The 23319-nt window shown below is 65.5% G+C and carries 24 protein-coding genes; 16 read left to right on the plus strand and 8 right to left on the minus strand.

Going from position 1 to position 23319, the window contains the following annotated elements; all coding sequences use genetic code 11:
* Positions 1-258: 258 nt before the first annotated feature.
* The 3 genes from J7355_RS11085 (at position 259) to mscL (ending at position 1955) form a co-directional block, all read left to right on the plus strand.
* Positions 259-1020 (plus strand): glutathione S-transferase N-terminal domain-containing protein, encoded by a 762-nt coding sequence (locus J7355_RS11085; protein WP_209062664.1) that lies wholly within the window; start codon positions 259-261, stop codon positions 1018-1020.
* 16 nt (positions 1021-1036) lie between these two features.
* Complete coding sequence (locus tag J7355_RS11090) at positions 1037-1456, plus strand: hypothetical protein (RefSeq protein WP_209062666.1); 420 nt, start codon at positions 1037-1039, stop codon at positions 1454-1456.
* 79 nt (positions 1457-1535) lie between these two features.
* The gene (mscL, locus tag J7355_RS11095; protein ID WP_209062668.1) at positions 1536-1955 is read left to right on the plus strand and encodes a large-conductance mechanosensitive channel protein MscL; all 420 of its coding nucleotides are present in this window, start codon (positions 1536-1538) and stop codon (positions 1953-1955) included.
* A gap of 11 nt (positions 1956-1966) precedes the next feature.
* Here mscL and J7355_RS11100 read toward each other — a convergent pair whose 3' ends face one another.
* Positions 1967-2413, minus strand: a complete 447-nt coding sequence (locus J7355_RS11100; RefSeq protein WP_209062670.1) for an SRPBCC family protein — start codon at positions 2411-2413, stop codon at positions 1967-1969.
* A 61-nt stretch (positions 2414-2474) separates the two neighbouring features.
* Positions 2475-3053 carry a hypothetical protein gene (locus tag J7355_RS11105; RefSeq protein WP_209062672.1) on the minus strand — a complete coding sequence of 193 codons (579 nt, stop codon included), beginning with the start codon at positions 3051-3053 and terminating at the stop codon, positions 2475-2477.
* Positions 3054-3170: 117 nt separating this feature from the next.
* Here J7355_RS11105 and J7355_RS11110 point away from each other — a divergent pair, with 117 nt between their 5' ends.
* The 3 genes from J7355_RS11110 to J7355_RS11120 all read left to right on the plus strand — a co-directional run bounded on the left by J7355_RS11110 (position 3171) and on the right by J7355_RS11120 (position 5683).
* Positions 3171-3542 (plus strand): hypothetical protein, encoded by a 372-nt coding sequence (locus J7355_RS11110; RefSeq protein ID WP_209062674.1) that lies wholly within the window; start codon positions 3171-3173, stop codon positions 3540-3542.
* 57 nt (positions 3543-3599) lie between these two features.
* Positions 3600-5120, plus strand: coding sequence for a protein adenylyltransferase SelO (locus J7355_RS11115; RefSeq protein WP_209062675.1), 1521 nt, complete (start codon positions 3600-3602; stop codon positions 5118-5120).
* Between the two features lie 65 nt (positions 5121-5185).
* On the plus strand, positions 5186-5683 hold the full coding sequence (locus J7355_RS11120) for a hypothetical protein (protein WP_209062676.1): 498 nt from the start codon (positions 5186-5188) through the stop codon (positions 5681-5683).
* A 150-nt stretch (positions 5684-5833) separates the two neighbouring features.
* Here J7355_RS11120 and J7355_RS11125 read toward each other — a convergent pair whose 3' ends face one another.
* On the minus strand, positions 5834-6955 hold the full coding sequence (locus tag J7355_RS11125) for an enoyl-CoA hydratase/isomerase family protein (protein WP_209062677.1): 1122 nt from the start codon (positions 6953-6955) through the stop codon (positions 5834-5836).
* Between the two features lie 183 nt (positions 6956-7138).
* Here J7355_RS11125 and J7355_RS11130 point away from each other — a divergent pair, with 183 nt between their 5' ends.
* Entirely contained in the window at positions 7139-7393 is a 255-nt protein-coding gene (locus tag J7355_RS11130; protein ID WP_209062678.1) for an Lpp/OprI family alanine-zipper lipoprotein, read from the plus strand.
* 102 nt (positions 7394-7495) lie between these two features.
* Here J7355_RS11130 and J7355_RS11135 read toward each other — a convergent pair whose 3' ends face one another.
* The 3 genes from J7355_RS11135 to J7355_RS11145 all read right to left on the minus strand — a co-directional run bounded on the left by J7355_RS11135 (position 7496) and on the right by J7355_RS11145 (position 9460).
* Complete coding sequence (locus tag J7355_RS11135) at positions 7496-8452, minus strand: L,D-transpeptidase family protein (protein ID WP_209062679.1); 957 nt, start codon at positions 8450-8452, stop codon at positions 7496-7498.
* Positions 8453-8553: 101 nt separating this feature from the next.
* Positions 8554-9195: a pyridoxamine 5'-phosphate oxidase gene (gene pdxH / locus J7355_RS11140; protein ID WP_209062680.1), complete on the minus strand. Its 642-nt coding sequence runs from the start codon at positions 9193-9195 to the stop codon at positions 8554-8556.
* A 46-nt stretch (positions 9196-9241) separates the two neighbouring features.
* On the minus strand, positions 9242-9460 hold the full coding sequence (locus J7355_RS11145) for a dodecin (protein ID WP_209062681.1): 219 nt from the start codon (positions 9458-9460) through the stop codon (positions 9242-9244).
* A 128-nt stretch (positions 9461-9588) separates the two neighbouring features.
* Between J7355_RS11145 and J7355_RS11150 the strand changes: the two genes are divergently transcribed.
* The 5 genes from J7355_RS11150 to J7355_RS11170 all read left to right on the plus strand — a co-directional run bounded on the left by J7355_RS11150 (position 9589) and on the right by J7355_RS11170 (position 16015).
* Positions 9589-10575: a YhdH/YhfP family quinone oxidoreductase gene (locus tag J7355_RS11150; RefSeq protein WP_209062684.1), complete on the plus strand. Its 987-nt coding sequence runs from the start codon at positions 9589-9591 to the stop codon at positions 10573-10575.
* 45 nt (positions 10576-10620) lie between these two features.
* A complete protein-coding gene (gene prpC / locus J7355_RS11155) occupies positions 10621-11754 on the plus strand; it encodes a 2-methylcitrate synthase (protein ID WP_209062685.1) in 1134 nt (377 codons plus the stop codon).
* A gap of 245 nt (positions 11755-11999) precedes the next feature.
* Positions 12000-12398, plus strand: coding sequence for an MAPEG family protein (locus tag J7355_RS11160; protein ID WP_247739928.1), 399 nt, complete (start codon positions 12000-12002; stop codon positions 12396-12398).
* 372 nt (positions 12399-12770) lie between these two features.
* Positions 12771-14237 carry a wax ester/triacylglycerol synthase family O-acyltransferase gene (locus tag J7355_RS11165; protein ID WP_209062687.1) on the plus strand — a complete coding sequence of 489 codons (1467 nt, stop codon included), beginning with the start codon at positions 12771-12773 and terminating at the stop codon, positions 14235-14237.
* Positions 14238-14500: 263 nt separating this feature from the next.
* A complete protein-coding gene (locus tag J7355_RS11170) occupies positions 14501-16015 on the plus strand; it encodes an NAD(P)/FAD-dependent oxidoreductase (RefSeq protein WP_247739929.1) in 1515 nt (504 codons plus the stop codon).
* 9 nt (positions 16016-16024) lie between these two features.
* Here the strand turns inward: J7355_RS11170 and J7355_RS11175 are convergent, their stop codons facing one another.
* The gene (locus tag J7355_RS11175) at positions 16025-16792 is read right to left on the minus strand and encodes a hypothetical protein (protein ID WP_209062689.1); all 768 of its coding nucleotides are present in this window, start codon (positions 16790-16792) and stop codon (positions 16025-16027) included.
* A 177-nt stretch (positions 16793-16969) separates the two neighbouring features.
* On the opposite strand from J7355_RS11175, the gene J7355_RS11180 reads away from it, so the two are divergent.
* Entirely contained in the window at positions 16970-18691 is a 1722-nt protein-coding gene (locus J7355_RS11180; protein ID WP_209062690.1) for a glutamine--tRNA ligase/YqeY domain fusion protein, read from the plus strand.
* A 198-nt stretch (positions 18692-18889) separates the two neighbouring features.
* On the opposite strand, the gene J7355_RS11185 is transcribed toward J7355_RS11180, so the two are convergent.
* Positions 18890-20380, minus strand: coding sequence for a carboxyl transferase domain-containing protein (locus J7355_RS11185; protein ID WP_209062692.1), 1491 nt, complete (start codon positions 20378-20380; stop codon positions 18890-18892).
* A 174-nt stretch (positions 20381-20554) separates the two neighbouring features.
* Between J7355_RS11185 and rsmG the strand changes: the two genes are divergently transcribed.
* The 3 genes from rsmG (at position 20555) to J7355_RS11200 (ending at position 23249) form a co-directional block, all read left to right on the plus strand.
* Entirely contained in the window at positions 20555-21202 is a 648-nt protein-coding gene (gene rsmG, locus J7355_RS11190) for a 16S rRNA (guanine(527)-N(7))-methyltransferase RsmG (RefSeq protein ID WP_209062694.1), read from the plus strand.
* A gap of 322 nt (positions 21203-21524) precedes the next feature.
* Positions 21525-22370, plus strand: coding sequence for a ParA family protein (locus J7355_RS11195; RefSeq protein ID WP_209062696.1), 846 nt, complete (start codon positions 21525-21527; stop codon positions 22368-22370).
* Between the two features lie 30 nt (positions 22371-22400).
* Positions 22401-23249 carry a ParB/RepB/Spo0J family partition protein gene (locus J7355_RS11200; protein WP_209062698.1) on the plus strand — a complete coding sequence of 283 codons (849 nt, stop codon included), beginning with the start codon at positions 22401-22403 and terminating at the stop codon, positions 23247-23249.
* Positions 23250-23319 lie beyond the last annotated feature (70 nt).

Here is a 23319-nt window from a genome sequence, read left to right on the forward strand (position 1 = left end):
GCCTTATTTTATCGCGCTGGCCCGGCTCGGCGCGTCGCGGCCGGCCCGTCAACCACCGGCGCAACGCTGCAGCCGCCAGCCGGGTCGGCGGCGACGGGCCGGGACCGGCTGAAACAGGGTATGCGGCCCGATTCGTGCTAGCTATTTCGCGCGTTCGGGGGCGGATTCTGGTCAGCGCCGGCCACCACGACAAGTGCGTCGTTCAGGTGCGTGTCGGCGAGATGCGTAAAATCACAGTTTTCCAAACCGAGATGCGCGATGCAGATCGTCAATGCACTCACATCCACGCTGGCCAGCACCGCCCGGGGCTGGCGCGGCACCCAGGCGGCCCGCGAGTCCCGCCAACCGGAAAAGATGCTCAAACTCTACGAATACGAAGGCTGCCCGTTCTGTCGGCTGGTGCGTGAAACGCTGACCGAGCTCGATCTCGACGCGGTGATTCATCCCTGTCCGCGCGGCGGCACGCGCTGGCGCCCCGAAGCCGAGCGTATCGGCGGCCGCCAGCAGTTCCCGCTGCTCGTCGACGACAACACGGGCCGCACGCTCTACGAGTCGTCGGAGATCATCGCCTATCTGCGCGAAAACTACGGCGAAGGGCGTAATCGCAACGCCGCATCGCCGGGCCCGCTGGCTCAGGTCGGCGCCAATGCGGCCACCGCGCTGCGCGGTTTTGCCGGCTTGAGCGCACGCGGCGCCAACGGGAGCGGCCCGAGCGAACTGCTCGAACTCTACAGCTTCGAATCCAGCCCCTTCTCGCGGATCGCGCGCGAAGCGCTGTGCGAGCTCGAACTGGCCTATGTGCTGCGCAACATGGGCAAGGCGGTCAAGGCGGATATGGGCCCGCCCTGGGTTCGGACGAAGTTCTTTCCCGACACGCCGGTGCAAGGCCGCAACCGCAAGCGCATGATCGAGCTTACCGGGCGCATGCAGGTGCCCTACCTGATCGACCCCAACACCGGCACCGCGATGTATGAATCGTCGGATATCGTGCGCTATCTGCGCCAGACCTACGGCGGCTGACGCCAGGAGCATTGCCATGGCCCGTACTGTCTCTCCCCTGATCGGCGCCGGCCTGGGCGCGCTGTTGCTGGTCGGCTGTGCCAGCCAGCGGCCGGTGCTGTATCCGAACTCGACCCTGCAGCAGCGCGGCGACGTTGCCGGGGATCGCGCGATCGAAGGCTGCATGCAGCGCGCCGAGGCGGCCGGGCTGGATTATTCCAAGGGCAATGTCGCCCGGCGCACCGCCGAAAGCGGTGCGGTCGGCGGCGCCGGCGGCGCGGTGGCGGGTGCGATCTACGGCAGCGCGGCGCGTGGCGCGGTGGCCGGCGCCGCCGGCGGCGCCACCGCCGGGCTTATCCGCGGCCTGTTCGATCGTAACGACCCGGCGCCGGTATACCGCGCCTATGTGAACCGCTGTCTGGCTGAGCAGGGCTACGAATCGATCGGCTGGGACTGAGCCCGGGGCAGGCGCGCTACCGATTCGCTTTTCTGCAGGCTATGATTGACCCGGGTGTTGTTCTCATCGGGGGTAGATCATGGGGTTTTTCAGCGAATTCAAGGCGTTCGCCGTGCGCGGCAACGTCGTCGATCTGGCCGTGGGTCTGGTTATCGGTTCGGCGTTCGGCAAGATCGTGTCGTCGCTCGTGGCGGACGTCATCACGCCGCCGCTGGGCATCCTGATCGGCGGCGTGGATTTTTCCAATCTCACCCTGACGCTGCGCGAAGCCGTGGGCGAGACACCGGCGGTGACGATCAACTACGGCGTGTTCATCCAGACGATCATCAGCTTCGTCATCATCGCGTTCGCGATTTTCCTCGTGGTGCGGGCCATCAACTCGCTCAAACGCAAGGAAGCCGAAGCACCGAGCGCGCCGCCGGCGCCCTCGAAGGAAGAGACACTGCTGACCGAGATCCGCGACGCCCTGCGCGAGCGCGCGCCGCAGGATCGGCCGTGATCGCCGCCGCGCTAGCGCAGACGGCGGGCCCAGATACGTAGCGCCACACCGTAGGCGAAGGCCATCTGGCGCGCGATGGCGAACGCCACGGGCGCCTGTACCAGCGGCGTGCTCGCGCGCAGCTGCGAACGCCAGTGCACGCGGGTGCGCGGGGTCGGGCCGGGCAGCGGTTCGAAGGTCAGGCGCGCGCCGGCATGTTCGATCGGCAGCGGCGATTCGATGATGCGATACCCCAGCACGTTGCCGGGCTCGTACTCGGTGATGCGCTCGACGATCCGGGCCAGGCCCAGATCCAGCACGCGCTCCGCGTTCACGCCGTCGCGATGCGCGTCGCCGGTCCGGCGCAGCCAGGCGCGACGCACGCCGGGCAGGCTGGCATAGCCGGCGTGGTCGGAGATGACGTCGAAAACCGTGGCCGCATCGGCCTCGAAGACCCGGGAAACATGAAGACTCTGCATGGGGTAAAGATGCGTGCAAGCAAGGCACGCATGCTACCGCGTTCCTGCAGGGTCCGGGTGGTCAGGCGCGGCGATAGCGCCAGATGGTCGATGGCGGCAGGTTGGACCATACAAAGCGTGCGACGTCGGCGCGATAGCCCCATTCCGCGAGTCGGTGCTGGCGTACCGGCGAGCCCGGCAGGTAGGTGATCTGGGTGAAACTGGCCGCGGTGCCGGCGCGCTCGAAACAGCCGTCGAGGATCGCCCGCTGGGCCGCGATCGGCATGTTGAGTATCGGCAGGGTGGAAACCACGGCGGCTACGCGGTCGATGCCGCGCTGATCGAACAGCGTGGGCAGATCGGTGGCGTCGTGGCAGGCTAGAACCCGCGGCTCGAAGCGCTCGCACAACCGCGCATGCAGGGCCGGGTTGGCCTCCACCGCGAGTAGGCGGGAGGCGCCGACGCCGCGTGCTAGCAGCTGCCGGGTGACGGGGCCGGTGCCGGCGCCCAGTTCGATCACCCAGCCGTCGCGGGCGCGCGTGTTCGTGGCATCGTCGATCAGCGCATTGCACACGGCACGCCCGCTCGGCGCCGCGGTGGCGATCCGGCGGGGCGCGCGCAACCACAGGCGCAACAGCAGGCGGGCATCGGAAGCGAACATGGGCACAGGCCTTCGGAGCAAACCTGCCTTGTAACCTGCCGTCATGACAGGCGAATGACGCCCCGCGCGCCGGTCTTTTGGTCTAGACTCGGGGTTCAAGCCGTTGGGGGGAACGACATGTCCTATCCGAGTCTGCGCGGTCTGCTGTGGAGCGCCGTTTTCGTCTGTGTCCTGCTGGCCGGTTGCGCCAGCGAGCCCGAGCGCGTCGAACCGGGGCCGCTGGACGAGCCGGTCGATGCCTTCGAAGCGGTCGGCGAGCCGCGTCGCCCCGATGGCGCAAGCAATCGCGAGGACACCACGCTGTCCACCGATATCGAGCGCCTGCAGAACGCGCGCAAGACCTACGAGCAGGAACAGGAGCGCCTGCGCGCCGAAACCCAGCGTCGCCAGGCGGAATGCCGTGCCCGTGACGGGTCGCGCGAGGTGGCGATCCGCGATGGCAGCGGCGATCCGGATGCGACCTATTGCCAGCCCGCCGACGGCCGCTAATATCGCGTTTGCGCGGCGCGCTTGTCTGAGCGCGTTCGCGTCGCCATTGTTGAACGCATGAGCGACGCAGCAACCGCCGATCAGCCCGCGAGCGCCCTCGCGCTGAACTGGATCAACCGCCAGGCCGCGCTGGGCGAGCCATGGTTTTTTGCCCAGGCGCCGACCACGCTGCCGGCGCCCTATCCGATTGCCTTCAACGACGATGTGGCCGCCCTGCTCGATCTGGATGCAGACGCCATACGCGCCGCCGGCTATGCCGAGGCGCTGTCCGGCAATGCCCTGCCGGGCGGCTGCGAGCCGGTCGCGCATCGCTATGGTGGTCACCAGTTCGGTGTCTGGGCCGGGCAACTGGGCGACGGGCGCGCGATCACGATCGGCGACGTGCGCAATCGCCGTGGCCAGGCCTACGAGATACAGCTCAAGGGCGCCGGCAAGACGCCGTTCTCGCGCTTTGCCGACGGTCGCGCCGTACTGCGCTCGACCGTGCGCGAGTATCTGGCCAGCGAAGCGCTGGCCGCGCTTGGCATTCCCACCACGCGCGCGCTGGCCATTGTCGGCAGCGACGCGCCGGTCTATCGCGAGACGGTCGAACATGCGGCGGTCATGACCCGCGTCGCGCCCAGCCTGGTGCGTTTCGGCAGCTTTGAAATCCTGTTCGAGAACCGCAACTTCGATGCGCTCGCGCCGCTGGCCGATCACGTGATCGAGGAGCATTTCCCGCAGATCGCGGCGATCGACGACGCGGCCGAGCGCTATCGCGTCTGGGTCGAGCGGGTGATCGATCTCACGGCTGCGCTCATCGCCGACTGGCAGGCCGTCGGTTTCTGCCACGGGGTGATGAATACCGACAACATGTCGGTGCTCGGGCTGACCCTGGACTACGGCCCGTACGGCTTCATGGACAGTTTCGACCCGCGCTGGATCTGCAATCACACCGACGCCGGCGGGCGCTACAGCTACGAGCAGCAGCCGCATGTCGGGCTCTGGAATCTCGGCCGTTTCGTGCAGGCCATCCTGCCGCTGCTTTCGGGCGACCCCGATACCGCGGTGGAGATCGGCCAGAAACTGCTGGAGCGTTATCGCGGCGTGTTCGACGCCGCCTACATGCAGCGCATGCGCGCCAAACTCGGCCTGCCGGACGCACGCGATGAAGATCGCGAGCTGGTGGACGGCCTGCTCAAGACCATGGCCGCCGATGGCGCCGATTTCACCCGCGCGTTTCGCGCGCTCGGCCACGTATCGGCCGATCCCGAGGCTCGCGATGCGCCTTTCGTCGATGAGTTTGCCGATCGCGACGCTGCTTCGGCCTGGCTAGTGCGCTGGCGCGAGCGGCTCGGCAACACCGGCGCCGACGATGTCGCCCGTGCCGAGCGCATGCGTCTGACCAACCCCAAGTACATCCTGCGCAACTATCTGGCTCAGCACGCGATCGACCGCGCCGACGAAGGCGACTACAGCGAAATCGAGCGGTTGCACGCGATCCTGCGCCGGCCTTTCGACGAGCAGCCCGAGAACGCCGATTACGCCAAACTGCCGCCCGACTGGGCGCGCGGACTGGTGCTCAGCTGTTCGTCGTGATTACGCCCGCAGGTATTAGCTTCGTAGTCGTAGCTTAGAGCGACTTATCCATAGTCAGGCAGTCTATGAACCTAGAGGACGATGAAGTCGCGAAAGCTGATCTCTCGAAGCTTCTCGACCATTTTCCGGCAGACGGCGAGCGGGATCTTCAAATACTAAAGGGCCATTTGCTCATAGAAGACTGGCTTCGCGAAATATTCCAGTTTCAGCTGAGTTTCCCAGAGGCAGTAAATGGCCCTAATGGAACGTCCTTCCAATGCCATCAGCTCATATGTTTAGTGGAGGGGCTTACCCCGTTTAGCCAAGGTATGCCGTGGGTTTGGGTCGCTGCGAAAAAACTAAATAAGCTCCGTAACGACTTAGCGCACAATCTAAGCTCGAAGGGTCTAGAAGATAGAGTTTCAGACTTTGTTAATTACGTAATACAGAACGGGGGCAAACCTCAGTCCCTGTCAGAAGATGTCGCTAAATTTGCGAACCACGAGTTAGTCGCGGCAATGGTGACTATGTGTGCAGCAATGGCTTCGATGAAACAAGTGTTGCTTGAAAGCCATAGAAAGTAGATGGTGTCTAACGAATTGGTGTAGTTCCCGTGCGCCGCAATACGACGCATCGGACAACAACTGAGCTTCGGCGAGCTGCGTAACCTGCGGATAGAGAGGAAATCGTCCGCCTAGCGATAACCGAGCGCGTTTAGCACGGAGCGTTCGCGTTCAGGGCTTGACGTCCGGCAGGTCGCGTAGTGGGTGGTCGCCGTCCCACGGGGCGCGAAAATGGGTGTCGACATAGTCTGTGGGCACCGCCGAGACGGATTCGAAATGCCAGTGTGGTGTCTTGTCCTTGTCCACCAGTAGCGCACGTACGCCTTCGGCGAAATCCGGGTGGCGCGTGCACTGCAGTGCCATCTTGAGTTCGCGCATCACTGCCTGCTTGAGTGACAGATAGCGTCCGTGGCGCAATTGACGGTAGATCAGGTGAGCGGTCACCGGGCAGCCGCCGTCGAGATTGGTCGCCGCTTCCACCAGCCAGGGATCGCCGGCGTCGCCGAGCTTGCGAATACCGCCGACGATGCCGGACAGCGTGGCGGCATCGGTGGCCTCGCGAATGGTCATGGCGTGCTCGAGCAGCTTGGATGCGCCGAGTTCGGCCGGGTGGTCCTTGGCGCTCTGGCGCAGCACGCGATCGACCGCGGCGTGGGGCTGGCTCCAGTCGGTGATGCGGGTCAGTGCATCGATGACCTCGGCCTTCGCGGCGTGGTCGATGGCGCGGTCCGCCAGCCCGGACACAAGCGCGTCCTGCGCGCCGAGACGCGCGCCGCCGAGCGCGACGAACAGGCCCAGGCGTGCGGGCAGTCGGTTGAAGAACCAGGTGGCGCCGCAGTCGGGGAACAGGCCGATCCGGATCTCGGGCATCGAAAGCGTCGATGCGCCGGTGACCACGCGGTGCGATGCCGCGGAAAACACCCCCATGCCGCCGCCCATCACCAGGCCGTGACCCCAGGCGACACAGGGCGTGGCCAGCATGTGGATGGCATGGCAGAGGCGGTATTCGAGGGTGAAGAACCGATCGGGATAGTCGGGATCGCCCTGCCCGGTCATGCCCTTGTACAGCGCGACGATATTGCCGCCCGCACAGAAGGCGCGGTCGCCGGTGGCATCGATCACGATCGCCGCGATCTCGGCATCGGCGTCCCAAGCCGTGAGCTGCTTGTGCAGCGGCTCGAGCATATCGAGCGTCAGGGCATTGAGCGCCGTCGGGTTGTCGATGGTGGCCCGGCCGACACGCTTGCCGTTCGTGCTGGTCAGCTCTTCGAAGACAATGGTGGTTTCGGTCATGAGTTCAGGGTGCAAAACGCTTCAGGGCGCGCATGCTCGCGCGATCGACAGGCCGGCCACAAGTCGAAGCTGAACGGCCGGTAAACAGGCGTAATCTACAAAACCGCATGGCTGTGATAGCTTGTGTACGCCTTGTCGGGCGGGCGCCCGGCGTTAATATGCAAGAAAGACAGGAGTCTCATTATGACCAAGACGCTGCTGAAATCCGCGTTCGTTGTGGGTGTTGTGGCCGCAGCTGCCGGTTGTGCCGGTAACAACGATGCCATGCAGTCGAATGTCGACCAGGCCATGCGCAAGGCCGAGTCCGCCCAGACGACCGCCAACGAAGCGCAGCGTACGGCCAACCGCGCGATGCAGACCGCGCAGGAAGCCAAGTCCGCCAGCCAGGCGAACTCGCAGCGCATCGAGCGCATGTTCGAGAGCTCGCAGCGCAAGTAAGCGCCGCGACGTGGCGTGTCGAACGCCACGACGAAAAAGCCCCGCCTTCGAGCGGGGCTTTTTTATGTCTGCCGGTTTCGTGGTGGATGATCGGCTGCGGCGCTAGTCGTTGTTGATCTGGACACCGATCGGTTCGGGCATGCCGTCGGTGTTCTCCACTACCGACTGCGCGCGATCCCAGTCCACCGGCGCGTCCGGGTGCGATGCGGTCGCGGAAATGAGTTTTTCCACCCAGGGCGTGAACGAGCGTACCGGCGCATCGCCGTTGGCGTCCGGCGGGTGCGATTCGATATAGAGCGTGTTGCCTTCCCAGCCGATCTTGTAGGGCTGGCTGATGATATTGACCGGCGTGCCGGTGGGCACCAGCGCGAACAGCGAGGCGATGTCCTCCGGGTACAGGCGGATGCAGCCGTGCGACACCTTGAGGCCGATGCCGGCGGGCTTGTTCGTGCCATGCAGCAGATAGGACGGCAGCCCCAGATAGAGTGCGTGCTGGCCGAGCGGGTTGTCGGGCCCGGCGGGCACGACCGCCGGCAGCGGGTCGCCCGCCTTTTCGTGTTCGGCACGGATCGAGGCTGGCGGCGTCCAGGTCGGATCGGCCTTCTTGCGCACGATCGATGTCTTGGCCAGCGGCGTCGACCAGCCCTCGCGGCCGATGCCCAGCGGATAGGTCACCACCTTGCCGGCATACTCGCTGTTTTCCGGCGGGTAGTAGTACAGCCGCATCTCGGGAATGTTGATCACGATACCCTTGCGTGCGACGTCCGGCAGCACGTAACGGGTGGGAATCACCACCGGCGTACCTTCACCCGGCAGCCAGGGATCGACGTCGGGGTTGGCCAGACGCAGTTCGCGATAGCCGACGTTGTAGCGGCGCGCGAGCTTGACGAACGTGTCCTCTTCCGAGGTTTCGATATGCTGCAGCTTGCCGACGACATCCGAGCCTTCGGCCGGCATGTCGTACATGGCAGCTTGGACGGCACCAGCACACAGCCAGAGTGCGAACGCCGCGATGACGGCAGGTAGCGAACAGAAAGCCGGGCGCGGGCGAAGGGTCATAACGTAGGTTCCATCCGAAGCGGTCATACCGGGGCGCAGGGCGTCGGTGCGACTGCAGACTGTACCGAATTCGCGGCCGCTGCGGCGGCCGGGATGGTGTATCAGGGCGCCAGGCGATCGATCTGCCAGCCGTCGCCGCTGCGCTGATAGCGCAGACGGTCGTGCAGGCGGCTGCGGCGGGCCTGCCAGAACTCGATCATGTCCGGCACCAGCGCATAACCACCCCAGTGCGCTGGACGTTCGACATCCTGCGCGGCAAAACGTGCCTCGGCTTCTTCCACACGCTGTTCGAGCGCCTCGCGATCGGCGATCACGTGGCTTTGCGGCGAGGCATGCGCGCCGATACGGCTACCGCGCGAGCGCCGCGCGAAATAGGCGTCGGACACTTCGGCTGCCAGCGGGTGCACGCTGCCTTCGACACGAACCTGGCGTTCCAGCGATTCCCACCAGAAGACCAGTGCCGCATGCGGATTGGCGGCCAGCGCCTCGCCCTTGCGGCTGCGGTAATTCGTGTAAAAGCGAAAGCCCTGGGCATCGACACCCTTGAGCAGGACGATACGGGCCGATGGCCGGCCGCTTGCATCGACGGTGGCCAGCGTCATCGCCGTGGGCTCGATCATGTCCGCGTGCTGGGCAGACGCATACCAGTCGGCGAACAGGGCAAGCGGATCGGCCGGCGCGTTCGCCTTGACGAGATCGCGCCGGTCGAGCCGCCCCTGCCAGCCGCTCGGGGCGTCGCTCACGGTCGGATATCGTGCAGCGCGACGCCCGCCTGCGCCGGGACGAGGTTCATCCCGCCTTGTCTTCGAGAGTGAAGCCGACCTTCACCGAAACCTGCCAATGGGCGATCTCGTTGTTCTCGATATGGCCGCGAACGCCGGTGACCTGAAACCAGCGCATGTTCGCGATCGACTTGGAGGCCTCGGCGATCGCCTTGCGCACGGCATCTTCCTGGCTCGTTTCGGAGGAGCCGGTCAGTTCCACGGATTTGTAAACGTTGTCGCTCATGAAATCTTCTCTTCGAAAAATTGAACCCCGGCAAGCCTACGCCCGAGCACCCGAGGCCTCAAGCAACGGCGAACATTTGTTCAATGTGATACAAACGCGGCCTGACATCAGTCCATCAAGAGCCGGATATGAAAGCACTGCGCATCGTCGATACCGACAACGGCACCAGCGCCGACATCACCGATATGGAGATAGGCGAGCTCAGCGACGGCAACGTCGTGATCAAGTCGCACTACTCCTCGTTGAACTTCAAGGATGCACTCGCGATCACCGGCAAGGGCAAGATTGCGCGCAAGCGCCCGCTCAACGCCGGCATCGACGTGGCCGGGGTGGTCGAGTCCAGCGAGGACGATCGCTTCTCGCCGGGCGACGAAGTCGTCGTGACCGGCTGGTTCATGAGTGAAACGCGCGACGGTGGCCTGGCCGAATACGTGCGTATCCCGGCGGAGTGCGTGGTCAAGAAGCCCGCGGGGCTCACGCTCTGGCAGACCATGGCGCTGGGCACGGCCGGCTTCACCGCCGGCATGGCGGTCAAGCGCATGACCGACAACTTCCAGAAGCCCGAGGATGGCCCGGTGCTGGTCACCGGCGCGACCGGCGGCGTGGGCATGTTCGCGATCGACATCCTCGCCCGGGCCGGCTACGAGGTGGTCGCGGTATCCCGCAAGGCGGATGCCGAAGGAGACTTCCTCAAGACGCTCGGTGCGTCGGACGTGATCACGCCCGACGCGCTCGATATCGAAGGCAAGCCCTTGGGCAAGCCGGTCTACGCCGGCGCGATCGACGCGGTGGGCGGCGATCTGCTGGCCAACATCGTTGCCCAGGTGCAGCCCTACGGCAATGTCGCCGCGATCGGCCTGGCCGGTGGGCCCAAGCTGGCCACGACGGTGATGCCGTTCATCCTGCGCGGCGTGTCGCTGCTGGGCATCCATTCGGTGGAATGCCCGAATGCCTGGCGCGAACAGATCTGGGGTTCGCTCTCGGGCGACCAGAAGCCGGCACATCTGGACACGATCGCGACAGAAACCGTAGGCTTGGCCGACGTTCACGGCGTGTGCGAGAAGATCATGGCGGGTGAGAACACCGGTCGCACGGTGGTCGACATCCAGGCCTGATACGACACAGCACGCTGGTTTGCAGCAATATCCGAGGAGCAGGGCATGAGCAAGACTGAAAACACGGCCGGCCTGGCGGGCGTCACCGCCGGCAAGACCGCCATTTGCACGGTGGGCAAGCAGGGCGTCGGCCTGACCTATCGCGGCTATCTGATCGAGGATCTCGCCGCCAAGGCCGAGTTCGAGGAAGTCGCCTATCTCATGCTCTACGGCGAACTGCCGACGCAGAGCCAGCTGGACGACTACAAGAAGCGTCTGGCCGGCATGCGCACCCTGCCCGATGGCGTGAAGACGGCGCTCGAAGTGCTGCCGCGCGACACCCACCCGATGGACGTCATGCGTACCGGTGCCTCCGTGCTCGGCACCATCGAGCAGGAAAACGATCCCGCCAAGCAGCAGCACGACGTCGCCGACCGTCTGCTCGCCAGCTTTCCGTCGATGCTGATGTACTGGTACCACTTCGTGGAATCCGGCAAGCGCATCGAGGTGGACACCGACGACGACAAGATCGGCGGCCATTTCCTGCATCTGCTGCACGGCGAGAAGCCGAGCGAGGACGCGATCAAGTGCATGTCGACCTCGCTGATTCTCTACGCGGAGCACGAGTTCAACGCTTCCACGTTCACCGCCCGCGTGGTCACAGCCACCCTGAGTGATTTCTACTCGGCCACGGTCGGCGCGATTGGCGCGCTGCGGGGCCCGCTGCACGGCGGCGCGAACGAAAAGGCCATGGAGCTGATCCAGACTTTCAAGGATCCCGATGATGCCGAGGCCGGCCTGAAGAAGATGCTGGCCAATAAGGAAAAGATCATGGGCTTCGGCCACCGGGTCTACAAGAAGGCCGATCCGCGCAACGGCATCATCAAGGAATGGTCGAAGAAGCTCGCCGGCGACGACCCGTACAAGCAGAACCTGTACGCGATCTCCGAGCGGCTCGAACAGGTCATGCAGGACGAGAAGGGCATGTTCCCGAATGCCGACTTCTATCATGCAACCGCCTATCACTTCCTCGGCATTCCCACGAAGCTGTTCACGCCGATCTTCGTGATCTCGCGGCTGACCGGCTGGGGCGCGCACATCTTCGAACAGCGCGCCGATAACCGTCTGATCCGTCCGAACGCGGAATACGTGGGCCCGGACGTGCGCGATTTCCGCCCGATCGATCAGCGCGGCACGTAACGGTGCCGCATCACCCGGCTTCAGTCCGGGCCGTGAGCGAGCGCATGCGCAGTCATGCCCGCCGCGCGCCCGCGCCGTGAAGGACAAAAACCCGTCGACCGTGCGTGCCGGCGTTGTACGCCGGTGCGTTTACCGCGTGTCAAGGGTGGGTGGCCCTTCGATTGCCCGGGGGGCGGTTACCGGCGTGGGCGCCCGCGTCGGTATGATCGGGTCACGACCTCCTCGATAACAATGGATAAAAGGAGATGGCAATGATTCTGGCGTACTGGTGCGTGCTCATCGCCGCGCTCATGCCGATCGGCTTCGTGGCCTATGCGAAGTTCGCCGGCAACAAGAAGATGGATTTCGAGCAGAACCGGCATCCGCGCCGCTGGCTCGAACAGACCGAAGGCGCACAGCAGCGCGCCTACTGGGCCCAGCTCAACTCCTTTGAGGCGTTTCCGCCGTTCGCGGCGGGCGTGATCATCGCCGTTATCTCCGGCGGCTCGATCGGCGCCATCAACTTCTTCGCGGTGCTGTTCATCCTGCTGCGGCTGGTCTACGGCTGGTGCTATATCAGCGACCGCGCGACGCTGCGCAGCCTCGTATGGGGCGGTGCGGCCGCCTGCACGGTGGCGTTGTTCATCGTGGCAGCCATCGGCTGACAGGTCGCCTGCGCCCGGCGCGTGGCCGCCGGGCGTCTGCCGTGTTATTCGTTTGCGCATCGGCTTGCTCTGCCTGCGCTGCGGTGCGTGTCCCGCGCGCTGTTCCACCCCTGCTTCGTCGTAGCGACCCTGTCCCGTGTAGTGCCTGTGTACCCATGCGTGCGTGACGCGGTAAAAAGGCGCAGAGTGATTTGCGGCGGTCGGTGGTCAGCGCGGCGTGCGAGCAATACCCCAAACCGCGTCGTTGTCCATACGTAAAAAGAACAAGTTTCAAAACCGGCAGGCGGCGTAAACTGACGTGGTGCCCATGCCGGTGGTGATGATCGCGCCGGTGTATACGGCGCTCGTATGTGCGAACAGGAGATGACGTCGATGGAGACCAAGCGCCTCAATCTGGTCGATACGGCCTGGCTGAACGTCGAAACGGAAAACGCGCCCATGCAGGTGGGCGGCCTGCTGACGTTCAGGATGCCCGATGACGCGCCGAAGGATCTGCCGCGACGAATCGTCGAGCACTATCACAGCTTCGCCAAGGCCTACTCGCCCTGGAATCATCGGCTGCGCGCAGGCCGACTGCGTAACGTCGCCCCGGAATGGGAGCTGCTCGACGAGATCGACGTCGAGTATCACTTCCGTCACTCGGCGCTGCCGTATCCCGGCGGCGAGCGCGAACTCGGCGAACTGGCCTCGCGCCTGCACAGTCATCCACTGGATTTTCGCCACCCGCCTTGGGAGGCGCATCTCATCGAGGGGCTGGAAGGCAACCGGTTCGCGATCTATATCAAGCTGCATCATTCGTTGATCGACGGCATCGCCGGCATGCGCCAGCTCGCGCGCGCGCTGACCGATGACGCCAGCGACATGGACCGGCCACCGTTCTGGGCCGTGCAGCCGAAAAAACGCCGCAAACGCGCGCCGAGCGAAGTCCGCCCGGGGCTCTATCGCGCGGTCGCGGAGCTTATGGGCGGCGCGGCCGAGCAGGTGGGCTCGCTGCCGGGCTTCGCGCGTATCGTGCGCAGCATGCTCAAGAGCGCGCGTTCGTCCACCGGTACGGCGGGCCTGCCGTTCTCGTCGTCGTCGTCGGTGCTCAACAGCCGGATCCAGTCGCAGCGGCGCTATGCCACCCAGCTCTACTCGCTGAGCGAATTCAAGGCGCTGGCGGCGAACGCCCACGTGACGATCAACGATATCGTGCTTGCGATCTGCGGCGGGGCGCTTCGCCGTTACCTGCGCGAGATCGGCGAGCTGCCCAAGCGGCCGCTCACGGCCGGTATTCCGGTTTCGGTACGCCCGGCAGACGATCAGGAAGCCGGCAACGCCATCACCTTCATCGTCGCCAATCTCGGTACCGACATCGAGTCGACCACCGAGCGTTTGCACACCATCGCGGATTCGACCCTGCGTGCCAAGCGCGAGCTGGCGCGGCTGTCGGCGGCATCGATCACGCAGTACACCGTCGCACTCATGGCGCCTTACATCCTGTCGCTGGTCACCGGCATGGGCGGGCGTACGCGGCCGGTGTTCAACGTGACCGTGTCCAACGTGCCGGGCCCGCCCGGGCCGCTCTACCTGATGGGCGCGGAGATGGAAGCCTTCTACCCCACCTCGCTGGTCACCCACGGGCAGGCGCTCAACATTACCGTGCACGGCTATGGCGATACGCTTGGCTTCGGCTTCATCGGCTGCCGGGAAACGCTGCCGTCTATGCAGCGATTGGCTGTCTACGCCGGCGAGACGCTCGACGAGCTTCGGGCCGCGTATGGCGACAGCGCCAACGCCAAGCCGGAAAAGACACGCGCGACCCGACGCAAGCAGCCCGCCAAGCGCCGTTCCGGCTAGGCGCCCGCGACGGCGACTGGCGCCTCCGGCTCGACGGATCCGCCTGTTCGCGACGCCGCGAACAGGTGGGCGCTCGGCACGCCGGTATTTTCGATAGCGCCGTCAATCCAGGGATGGCGTGCCCCGCGTTCACCGATGTCTCGCCGCTCGCTCATCGGTCTGGCGAGCGTCCCGCGAGGGTTTTGGAAGCCCGCGGTCGCTCGGTGCGTGCGGTGCGTATTTGGCCGAGCCGGCCTGAGCGTCCATAATCTTCTCATCGCTCAATGAGAAGATCAGTCGTCATGCCGCAAGCCTCGAATGCATCCGAAGTTCTGGACGTGCTGATTGTCGGCGCCGGTATCTCCGGCATCGGCATGGCCTGTCACCTGCGCGAGACGTGCCCGGAGCAGTCGTTCGCCATTCTGGAGCGCCGCGCCGCGATCGGCGGCACCTGGGATCTGTTCCGGTACCCGGGCATCCGTTCGGATTCGGACATGTTCACCTTCGGCTACCGGTTCAGGCCCTGGCAGGAGCCGAAGACGCTGTCCGATGGCGCGTCGATCCGCGAATATCTGGTCGACACCGCGCAGGAATACGGCATCGCGGACCAGATCCACTACGGCCAGAAGACCACGCGTGCGGCCTGGTCCAGCGACGAGGCGTGCTGGACGCTGACCGTCGAGGACGAAGCCAGCGGACAAACCCGCAGCTGGCGCGCGCGCTATCTGGTGCTGTGTACCGGCTACTACCGCTACGATGCCGGCCACATGCCGGACTTTCCCGGCGCGGATCGTTTCAAGGGGCAGCTCATCCATCCCCAGCAGTGGCCGGAGGATCTCGATTACCGCAACAAGAAAGTGGTGGTGATCGGCAGTGGCGCGACGGCGATCACGCTGGTCCCGGCGATGGCCGAAGAGACCGCGCATATCACCATGCTGCAGCGTTCGCCGTCCTATATCGCCTCGCTACCCGCGGTGGATCAGATCTCCAAGACCCTGCAGCGCTGGCTGCCCGATCGCTGGGTCTTCGGCATGGCGCGCAAGCGCAATATTCATATCCAGCGGCTGATCTATGTCGCCGCGCGCAAGTACCCGAAGCTGGTGCGCCGGCTGCTGCTGGCGAGCGTGCGCCGCCAGGTCGGCAACGACGTCGACATGCGCCATTTCACGCCGTCCTACAACCCCTGGGACGAGCGGCTGTGCGTCGTGCCCAACGGCGACCTGTTCAAGACGTTGCGCTCGGACAAGGCCGATATCGTCACCGATCATATCGAGACGTTCACCGAAAACGGCATTCAGCTGAAATCGGGCGAAACGCTCGAGGCCGATATCGTGATCTCCGCCACCGGGCTGAACATGCAGATGCTGGGCGATATCGAGCTGGTGAAGGACGGCGAGGTCCAGGCGCCCAACCAGCACATGACCTACAAGGGCGTGCTGCTCGAGAACGTGCCCAATCTGGCCGCGATCTTCGGTTATACCAACGCATCGTGGACGCTCAAGGCCGATATCGCCGCGACCTATGTCTGTCGCCTGCTCCAGCATATGGCGGCGGAGGGTTATCGCAGCGCGACGCCGCGCGCGGTCGACGCGCAGGCGCAGGACAGTTCGATCATGGACGCGTTGAACTCCAACTATGTCCAGCGCGCGAGCCACCGGCTGCCGCGTCAGGGCGACAAGCTGCCGTGGCGGGTCCTCAACCACTACAGCCGCGACCGCGACATGCTTGTCGAGCAGCCGATCGAGGACGGCGTGCTTCAATTCGACGCCGCCGCTGACGAACGCCGCGACGCCGCCTGATCTGACGCGCTAACCGACGCGAGGCTGGGTGCCGCGCTGCAGCTGCTGCAGCGCGCGGGCATAGCCGTCGAAGCCCTCGGCGAGATAATCCAGCACCGGCGCCAGGTCGAGATCCCGGGCGAGCCGGTGCGAGGCGGCCTGGTGATAGGCGTTGCGCCCCATGTCGCGGTAATAATCCACACCCAGGGCGCTGCGGCCATAGCGCAGCCGGTGTTCGATCCAGCCGCGGCCGACGCCGGCCAGAAACAGCGCGTAGTTGCCCAGATGCGCATGCACGAGAAACTGGCGTTCGTGCTCGCTCTCGGCGGCCTCGGCGATCAGATCGATCAGGTATTCGAAGCTTTCCTGCTCGCCGGGCTGTACGCGGTACAGCCGGTCGGTGCGCACGAACAGGCTGAGCAGATTGGCCAGATAGCGGATCACGCGCCGCTGCAGATAGGTCTTCGGGCGCGGCAGACGTCGGCGTAGCACGACATGGAAATACAGCTGCGGCGAAATATCCAGCCAGCCGCCGCTGTCGCCGGCGACCTTGCGATAGATCGCGTCCTGCTCGATCAGCGCCTCGATCGCGGGCGACACGCCTTCGGTGATCAGTGCGTCGTCGGCCGTGTCATAGCCGGCGGCATCGAGCAGGAAGGCGATATCGCGCGGGCTCAGCCAGGTGGCATCGGCATGGGCGAAGTCGGGCACCCGGGGCACGGCGGGACGCGGCGCGCGGGCGGCCTGCGGTTCGGGCCGCGAGGCCCCGGCGTGGATGGAAACGATCTTGTCGCTCATCGAAGCGCTCCGGTTGTCTCGTCTTTATTGATAACCCAAATGGGCGAATCTGCCCAGCGCGGGCCGGCCCCCGGCAGGCGAAGACGGGGCGAATCGGGGTCGACCGAGCCGCTATACTGGCGCCACGTATTGTTCATTCATCGATCCGTTCGACCCGCAGAGCGCCCGCCAGACCCTATGACCGACACCGCATCGAACGACAGCCGTAGCGACGCCACCGCAGCCGACACCAGGCGTGGCAACAATTTCGTGCGCAACATGATCGCCGAGCAGATCGAGCGCGGCGCGCATACCGGCGAGGTGGTCACCCGTTTTCCGCCCGAGCCGAACGGCTTTCTGCATATCGGCCATGCCAAGTCGATCTGCCTGAACTTCGGCCTGGCCGAATATTTCGGCGGCCGTTGCCGGCTGCGTTTCGACGACACCAACCCGGAAAAAGAGGAACAGGCGTTCATCGATTCCATCCAGGAAGACGTGCACTGGCTGGGTTTCGACTGGGACGGCGCGGTGCGCTTCACCTCGGACTATTTCGACACCCTCTACGACTACGCCCTGCACCTGATCGAAAACGGCGATGCCTATGTCGACGAGCTGACCTCGGAACAGGCGCGCGAATACCGCGGCGACTGGAACACGCCGGGCACCAACAGCCCCTATCGCGATCGCACGCCGGCAGAGAATCTCGCCGCGTTCGAGAAGATGCGCGCCGGCGAGTTCGCCGAAGGCACGGCCTCGCTACGCGCCAAGATCGACATGGCCGCCGGCAACATGAACCTGCGCGACCCGATCATCTATCGCATCCGCCATGCCGCCCATCATCAGACCGGCGACAAGTGGTGCATCTATCCGTCTTACGACTTCGCCCACGGCCAGTCGGATGCCATCGAAGGCGTCACCCATTCCATCTGCACGCTGGAATTCGAGGATCACCGCCCGCTCTACGACTGGTTCCTCGAACACCTGCCGGTGCCCGCACGCCCGGTACAGACCGAGTTCGGCCGCCTGAACCTGAACTACACCGTCACCAGCAAGCGCAAGCTCAAGCGATTGATCGACGAGAACGTGGTCGACGGCTGGGACGATCCGCGTATGCCCACGCTGGCCGGCATCCGCCGGCGCGGCTATACGCCCGCGTCGATCCGCAACTTCTGCGAAACGATCGGCGTGGCGCGGACCGACGGTGTGGTCGATGCGGCAATGCTCGAACACGCCATCCGCGATGACCTGAACAACAACGCCCCGCGTGCGATGTGTGTGCTCGACCCGCTCAAGATCGTGATCACGAACTATCCGGAAGACGGCGTCGAAAAGCTGGTGGCTGCCGGCCACCCGAACCGCGACGATATGGGCGAGCGCACCCTGCCGTTCACCCGCGAAGTGCTGATCGAGAAAGAGGATTTCCGCGAACAGGCGAACAAGAAGTACAAGCGGCTGGTGCTGGGCAAGCGCGTGCGCCTGCGCAACGCCTACGTCATCGAAGCCACGGACGTGGTCAAGAACGACGCCGGCGATATTATCGAGGTGCATTGCAGCTACGATCCGGACACGCTGGGCGACAATCCGGCCGACGGTATCAAGCCCAAGGGCGTGATCCACTGGGTCTCGGCCAGCCACGGCAAGCGGGCCGTAGTGCGCCAGTACGACCGCCTGTTCGCCAGCGAACACCCCGGCCGCGGCGATCGCGACATGCTCGATGATCTCAACCCGGATTCGCTGACCGTAATCGAAAACTGCGTCATCGAGCCGGACCTGGCCACGGTCGAGCCGGAATACCGCGTCCAGTTCGAACGGATCGGCTATTTCGTCGCCGACCGCCACGATCACGCGCCCGGCAAGCCGGTGTTCAATCGCATCGTGCCGCTACGCGATACCTGGGCGAAGATCGCCGGCGACGGCTAGCGGCTCGCTCGCGGCGCTTACGTTGTGCCTGTTCTGGATCCATTGATCGAGGTTCTTGACGCGGCCGTGGCGCGTTCGCCCTCGTGTCTTCCGGATACCAGGCGCCGCCTGACGACTGGCCGGATCGTCGCCGACACGCGGCCGATATGCAGCCTCGAAGTCCCGACTTCGCCGGCCCGCAGCCGATAGCGTGGGTGATCAGGCGGTGGCCAGCATTTCGGCCAGCCAGCGTCGGGATTCGGCCGGGTCGATCACGTCGTCGATCTCGAAGAAGGTGGCCACGTTCTCGGCTTTGCCCTGCTCGTACATCGTGTCCACGAGCTGCTGAAAGCGTGCCGTGCGCTCGGCCGGGTCTTCGATGGCCGCGAGTTCGCGCCGGAAACCCAACGTCACCGCGCCTTCCACGCCCATCGGGCCGAGTTCGCCGTTCGGCCAGGCGACGGTGAACAGCGGGCGCTTGAGGTGCCCGCCCAGCATCGCCTGCGCGCCCAGGCCGTAGGCCTTGCGCAGGATGATGCCGTACCAGGGCACGCTGACCCGGGCGCCGGCAATGAACAGGGCCGATGCATGGCGCACGGTGCCGGTCTTCTCGGCTTCGGGGCCGACCATGATGCCCGGTGTGTCGCAGAGCGTGAGCAGCGCAATGCCGTGGGTATCGCACAGGCGCATGAAGTTCGCGGCCTTGCGCGCGGCCGGGCTGTCGATCGCGCCGGCCAGGCTGCGCGGGTTGTTGGCGAGCACGCCCAGAGCCTTGCCCTCGATCCGGATGAACGCGGTAACGAGATTGGGCGCGTGGGTGGCGCCGAGTTCGGTCATCGAATCCGTATCCGCGAGTGCGGCGACGATGCGGCGCACGTCGTAGGTCATGCGCCGATTGTCGGGCATGGCCGCGCCGATCGCGGACGGGTCGCCCGCCGTGTAATGGGTGACATCGCCCTGGAAATAGGCCAGGCAGCGTTTTGCGGTGGCCACCGCTTCGGCCTCGTCATCGACGACGATATCCACCACGCCGATGGCGGCCTGCTCGTCGGCCGGGCCGATATCCTCGGGCGCGAAATCGCCGAGACCGCCGCCGGCGATCATGGCCGGCCCGGCCATGCCGAGATTGGCATCGCGGGTCGCGATGGTGATGTCGCAACAGCCGAAGAACGCCGCATTGCCGGCAAAACAGCGCCCCGCGTTGATGCCGATCAACGGCACCTCGCCGCTCAGACGCGCGAACGAATAGAAGCTGGTGACCTCCAGGCCGGAGCTGGCGATGAGCGCGGTGTCCACGTCGCCCGGCCGGCCCCCGCCGCCCTCGGTGAAAAACACCACGGGCAGGCGATCGCGCAGGGCGATATCGACCATGCGGTCGGTCTTGCGGTGATTCTGGAACCCCTGGGTGCCGGCCAGCACGGTGTAGTCGTAGCTCATCACCACGCAGCGGGCGGTGGCCGCGTCGAAGGCGTCGCCGTTGACGCGGCCGACGCCGCTGACGAGCCCGTCGGCGGGCGTGTCGCGCTTGAGGTCATCGACCGCGCGGCGGCTGCGCTGGGCCGCGATCGCCAGCGCGCCGTACTCGAGAAAGCTGTCGGCATCGCATAGATCCGCGATGTTCTCGCGCGCGGTGCGCTTGCCGAGCTTGTGGCGCTTCGCGACGGCCTCGGGGCGTGCGCTGTCGCGGCCGGCTTCGTGGGGATCGGTCATGTTGGGTGTCCAGTGCGCGGTGCGCGTTCTTGTTCTGCCGGCTTCGCAGATTAAGCCACAGCCGGGCCTGCCTGCATCGTGCGCTCACCGCTGGATTACCCTGCCGGTGCGCTGAGTGCTTGAAAATCGCTATCCTGAGCGGCTACTTGTGCGCGCAGGGACAACGGATAACGCATGGCAATGACGGATTGGGACGCCTGCGAGCAGCAGCTCGCGGCAGGCATCGAGACGCTGGGGGTGGCGGTCTCGAAAAGCGCGCAGGTGCAGCTGATCGCCTATCTTCGCGAGCTGTCGACGTGGAATGCCACCTATAACCTCACGGCCGTGCGTGATCCGCTGGCCATGGTGACGCGGCATCTGCTCGACAGTCTCGCGGTGCTGGATTTCGTTACCGGCGCGGCGGTGGCGGATATCGGCAGCGGGCCCGGCCTGCCCGGGCTGGTGATTGCGATCGTGCGCCCGCGCATGGCGGTGACCGTGGTCGAAGCCAATCGCAAGAAGGCAGCGTTTCTGCGCCATGCGCGTCGGCGGCTCGGTCTCGAAAACGTCACCGTCGCGCAGGAGCGGGTCGAAGCCTGGCAGCCGCCCGAGAAATTCGATTGCGTGATCTGCCGCGCCTTTGCCGCGGCCGACGAATGCGCGCGCCTGGCCGGCCACGTTGTTGCCCCTGGCGGGCGTTTCCTGTTGATGAAGGGGCGCGATCCGGCGGCGGAACTGTCTGCGCTGCCGCTGGACTTCCGGCACGTCGACACTGTCTCGCTTGCCGTGCCGGGGCTGGCGGCGGAGCGGCATCTCGCGATTCTGGAGCCGGGCCTGATCTAGGCGCCGGCGCGCGGCGGGTCACAGCAGGGCGCCGAGTCCAAGGGCCTGTTGCCGTTTCATACGAGTCCGCGCCAAGGACTGTTTTCCGGCAAGACGAGGCGTAGCGCGCGCCGCGCAGTCATTCTGCGCAAGCGGGCTAGAACGCTGGATTGCCAGAAAACAGCCCTTGTCCCGAAGGGTTGGGCCGCAAATCATGCCCTGCGGCGTTGCGAGTCTTGATCGTGGCACGCCACGATCGGCCACTCGCGCCTTGCAGAACACGATTTGCGGACGCCAACGCGGCGCTCGTATGAAACGGCAACAGGCCCTAGACTGAGCGCCCATGAGCAATATCATCGCCATTGCCAACCAGAAAGGCGGCGTGGGCAAGACCACTACGAGCATCAATCTCGCCGCGGCCCTGGCCGAGGCCGAGCAGCGCGTGCTGCTCGTGGACATGGATGCGCAGGGCAACGCCACGATGGGCGTGGGCGTGGACAAGAACGCGCTCGACGCCACGGTCTGCGACTTTCTGCTCGGCGACAAGGGCGTGTCGGAAGCGCTGCAGGTGGTACTCGACGGCGAGTTCTTTCTGCTCGGCGCGAATGGCGACATGACGGCCGCCGAGGTGGGCCTGCGCGATCGCAAGAACGGTCGCCTGGCGCTCAAGAAGGCGCTCGCGGAAATATCCGACAGCTTCGATTACGTGGTCATCGACTGCCCGCCGGCGTTGTCCATGCTCACGGTCAACGCGCTGGCCGCGGCGCGCGGCGTGATCATCCCCATGCAGTGCGAGTACTACGCGCTGGAGGGGTTGTCCGATCTGCTCGAAACGATCGAGAGCGTGCGCAAGATGATGAACCCGGATCTGATCATCGAAGGCGTGCTGCGCACCATGTTCGATCCGCGCAACCGGCTGACCGGCGACGTGTCGGCGCAGCTCACCGACTACTTCGGCAGCGCGGTCTACAACACCGTGATTCCGCGCAACGTCCGTCTGGCCGAAGCACCCAGTCACGGCGTGCCGATCATGCATTACGATAACGCCGCCTCGGGCGCCGCCGCCTATCGCGCGCTGGCCGCCGAGATTCTGGGGCGCGACGACAGCGAGATCATCGATGCGCCGCAAAAGGGCGCGCGCCGCGCGGTATCGTCCCTGTTCGGTCGGCGTCGGCGCTCGGCCGGCTGATCGCGCGTACAAACCAAAGAACAGACGGCTATGGCACAGAAGAAACGAGGACTGGGGCGGGGTCTGGAATCGCTGCTGAGCAACGATTTCGACGAAGCACCGGAAACCGGCAGCGAACTCGTCGAACTCGATCTCGACGCCCTGCGCCCGGGGCGCTATCAGCCGCGCCGCGACATGGACGCCGAGGCGCTGGAAGCGCTGGCGCAGTCGATTCGCACCCAGGGCATCGTCCAGCCGCTGGTCGTGCGTGAAACCGATGGCGGTTACGAGATCGTCGCCGGCGAGCGTCGCTGGCGTGCCGCGCGTCTGGCCGGGCTGGGCAAGGTGCCGGCCGTGGTGCGCGCCATGGCCGACGAGGCCGCGATGGCGGTCGCCCTCATCGAGAACATCCAGCGCGAGGATCTCAACCCGCTGGAAGAGGCCGCTGCGCTGCGCCGGCTGATCGAGGAATGCGGGATGACCCACGCGGCCTGTGCCCAGGCCGTTGGCCGTTCGCGGGCTAGCGTGTCGAATCTGCTGCGCCTGTCGGAGCTCGTTTCCGAAGCACAGGCGTTGCTGCGTGCCGGCGATATACAGATGGGCCACGCTCGCGCGCTGCTGGGCGCGCCGGCCGCGCTGCAGGCCGACCTCGCGGCCCGCGTCGCGGCCCGTCAGCTGACCGTGCGCCAGACCGAGGCGCTGGTCGCCTCTGCCATGGCCGAGAACGACAGCGAGCCCGCCTCGCGCCAGAGCAATCGACTGGTGCGTTTCGAACGGGAGCTCGGCGATACCCTGGGTGCGAAGGTCACCGTGCGGTCGCAGCGAGGCGGCCGGGCACGGGTCGTGATCGACTACCCGAATGCCGCCGAACTGGACGCGTTGCTGGACCGCCTGAAGTAGGGCGAGAAACCAAATTATTGTAGATAACACACGTTTTTGTCGCGATTGACCTTCGATTTGGCTTTGTCTA

The organism is Endozoicomonas sp. G2_2 (genome assembly GCF_017744135.1).
GTDB lineage: Bacteria > Pseudomonadota > Gammaproteobacteria > Nevskiales > Salinisphaeraceae > Salinisphaera.